The organism is Nonomuraea lactucae (assembly GCF_003313395.1).
In the GTDB taxonomy this organism is placed as follows: domain Bacteria; phylum Actinomycetota; class Actinomycetes; order Streptosporangiales; family Streptosporangiaceae; genus Nonomuraea; species Nonomuraea lactucae.
The window spans coordinates 1-2,916 of sequence record NZ_QNFZ01000661.1; the positions used below are offsets into that span (position 1 = coordinate 1).

A 2,916-nucleotide genomic window follows, 5' to 3' on the forward strand; every position below is an offset into this window, starting at 1 on the left:
GCCACCGGCCGCCCGTCCGGGAGCGCGCGTGCCTGGCCCGCGCGTGCCGGGGGCGCGCGTGCCTCGACCGCGAGGGCGGCGCGTCGACCAGCCCGCTGCTCACGTGACTCCCAAAGGACGGGGCCGAGGGCGCTGCCCGTGGCCCAGAGCCTCGTGGTGCGGGTGTCGGCCGGATGAACGCGCCGAGTGTACTGAGCGTCACGCTCCGCCCGCGTGAGGACGGCGAGATGTCCGCGTTGGTCCCCCGAGACCTCACGCCGGCGCGGAACGGCGGCGCTCCGCCTCAGCCTGGCAGGTCCGGCAGGTCCGGCAGGTCCGGCAGGTCTGGCGGGTCCGGGAGGGAGACGCGCAGGGAGACGGCGCCGCGCAGGTCGAGCCAGGCCACCCCGGGGCCGCGCACCAGGCGCAGCACTACCTCCTCGCAGCCGGAGCAGCGGGCCACGAGGCCGGGTTCGGGGCCGTACACGTGCAGCGACGCGATCGGCCCGGCCAGGCCGCAGCTCGCGCAGCGGCCGGTGGCGGCGGTGACGTCCACGGCGAAGATCTCGGCCAGCGGGCCGGCCAGCGCGTTGCCGTCGAGGTGTTCAGCGGTCATCTCAACCTCCGGTCGGGCCGAAGCGTTCGGTCCTGACGCGTCCGGGAGCGTGTCCGAGAGCGAGCAGCAGGTCGGCGGCCCTCTCCACGAACCCCGTCGGGCCGCACACGTAGCAGTCGGGCTCGAAGTCGGCGGGCCACCCGCCCTCGGCCAGGTCGTCCAGCATGATCCGGCCGGCCAGGCGGGGCCAGCCCTCGGGCGTGCTGCGGGAGTAGAGGTAGGCGACGTCCAGCCCGGGGTCGGGCCGGCGCAGCTCGTCCGCGTAGTACCGGCTGCCCGGATCGCGCAGCGAGTAGAGCAGTCGGAACGGCACGCGGCTCCCCGCCAGGCGGCGCGCCCGGATCATGGCCATCAGCGGCACGATGCCCGCCCCGCCGCCCACCAGCAGCACCGGCGCGGTGCTCTCCGGCCGCCAGACGAACCAGCCGCCCACCGGCCCGCGGATCTCCACCTCGTCGCCGGCCTCGATGACCTCGGTCAGGTACGGCGAGACCTCCCCGTCGGGCACGGCCTCCACGGTCAGCTCGATCGCGTCGCCGTCGGCGGGCGCGGCCAGCGAGTAGCTGCGCTGGGCGCTGTATCCGTCCTCCGCCGTCACCCGCACGTCCACATGCTGGCCGGCCAGGTGGCCAGGCCAGCCGGGCACCTCGAAGCGCAGGGTCCGGGCACTGCCGGTCTCCGGGCGGACTCCGGTCAGCCGGGCGGCCCGCCAGGTCGGGCGGCGCGGCGGACGCGTCATCAGTCGTCCTCGTAGCGCTGCTCAAGCCAGGGGTCGCCGAAGTTGTGGTAGCCCGCGGTCTCCCAGAATCCCGGCCAGTCCTCGTTGAGCAGCCGGATGCCGCGCACCCACTTGGCCGACTTCCAGAGGTACAGGTGGGGCACCAGCAGCCGGGCAGGACCGCCGTGTACGGGCGCCAGCTCCTCGCCGTCGAAGCGGTGCGCGATCCACGCCTTGCCGTCGAGCAGCTCCTCGAGCGGCAGGTTGGTGGTGTAGCCGCCGTAGGAGTGGACCAGCGCGTAGTCGGCGGCGGTCTCCACGTCCTCGAACAGCACGTCGAGAGAGACGCCCTCCCAGGTGGTGTCCAGCTTGGACCACCTGGTGACGCAGTGGATGTCGACCGTCGGCGTCTGGCTGGGCAGCGCCATGAGGTCCTGCCAGGACCAGCGGTGGGTCTGGCCCGACTCGGTGTCGATGACGAACTCCCACCGGTCCGTCGGGACCCGCGGTGTCGGCCCGGCCGACAGCACGGGGAAGTCGTCCACCAGGTACTGGCCGGGTGGGAGCCGGTCGCCGCCCGCCCTGGGCCGACCGTGAAAGCCGCGAGAGACGATGGCCACGGGACCCTCCTTCAGCGACAGGTCATCTGGTCATTCCATCACGCCGCACCTCGGTGATTCACATCTGCCCTCGGTGGCAGCGCGGCGCGTGGACCGTCCGGTGGCGGACGCTCACACTCGGGGTCATGGATGAGGGTAGACATGTGGGCGCGAGGACGCCCCGCCGGGAGGACGCCCGGCTGCTCACCGGCCGGGCCAGGTTCGTCGGCAACGTGCGGCTGCCCGGGACCGCCCACGCCGCCGTCGTCCGCAGCCCCATCGCCCATGGGCGGCTGGCCGGCTGCGACGCCAAGGCGGCCTGGACCGTGGAGGGCGTGCTCGACGTCATCACGCCCGCCGACACCGCCGGCATCCGGCTGCCCTGCGTCACGCTCGCGCCGGGCCAGCGCGAGACCTCCTATCCGGTGCTGGACGAGGCCGTCCTGTACACGGGCCAGCCGCTCGCCCTCGTCGTCGCCCGGACGCCGGAGGCCGCCGCGGACGCGGCCGCCCTGATCGACCTGGACCTTGAGGAACTGCCCGCCGTCATCGGCGTCGAGCGGGCGATGGAGGCCGGCGCGCCGCTGCTCCACCCGGCCTGGGGCACCAACGTCGTCACCGACTCCGTGCTCGGCGACCCCGACTGCGAAGAGGCCATCGCCGGGGCGGCGCACGTGGTCGAGCTGGCGTTCACGTTCGGCAGGGTCTCGCCGTACCCGATGGAGCCGCGCGGCGTCGTCGCGTCCTTCACCGACGGGGAGCTCACCATCCGGACGTCCACGCAGGCGCCGCACCACGTGCGCGACCACGCCGCGGACGCGCTCGGGCTCACGCACGGCCGGGTTCGGGTCGTCAGCGGCGACACCGGCGGCGGCTTCGGCGCGAAGGAGCACATCTACCCCGACGAGCTGCTCGCCTGCCTGGCCGCGATGCGCCTGGGCCGCCCGGTGAGCTGGACCGAGTCGCCCGGCGACCGCCTGGTCGCCACCCTGCCCGCGCGGGCC

General features: G+C 74.4%; 4 protein-coding genes. 1 reads left to right on the forward strand and 3 read right to left on the reverse strand.

Annotation, left to right across the window (positions count from 1 at the left end; genetic code table 11):
• Positions 1–283: 283 nt before the first annotated feature.
• Genes DQW85_RS24970 through DQW85_RS24980 form a run of 3 tightly spaced genes read right to left on the reverse strand, consistent with a single transcriptional unit; the run spans position 284 to position 1,933 of the window.
• Positions 284–595: a DUF6510 family protein gene (locus DQW85_RS24970; protein ID WP_113702432.1), complete on the reverse strand. Its 312-nt coding sequence runs from the start codon at positions 593–595 to the stop codon at positions 284–286.
• A gap of 1 nt (position 596) precedes the next feature.
• Positions 597–1,334, reverse strand: a complete 738-nt coding sequence (locus tag DQW85_RS24975; protein ID WP_113702433.1) for a ferredoxin reductase — start codon at positions 1,332–1,334, stop codon at positions 597–599.
• On the reverse strand, positions 1,334–1,933 hold the full coding sequence (locus DQW85_RS24980; RefSeq protein ID WP_113702434.1) for a sulfite oxidase-like oxidoreductase: 600 nt from the start codon (positions 1,931–1,933) through the stop codon (positions 1,334–1,336). Before DQW85_RS24980 ends, DQW85_RS24975 begins: the two co-directional genes overlap by 1 nt.
• Before the next feature lie 125 nt (positions 1,934–2,058).
• Here DQW85_RS24980 and DQW85_RS24985 point away from each other — a divergent pair.
• The coding region (locus DQW85_RS24985; RefSeq protein ID WP_162795353.1) for a xanthine dehydrogenase family protein molybdopterin-binding subunit at positions 2,059–2,916 on the forward strand (858 nt) is incomplete at its 3' end.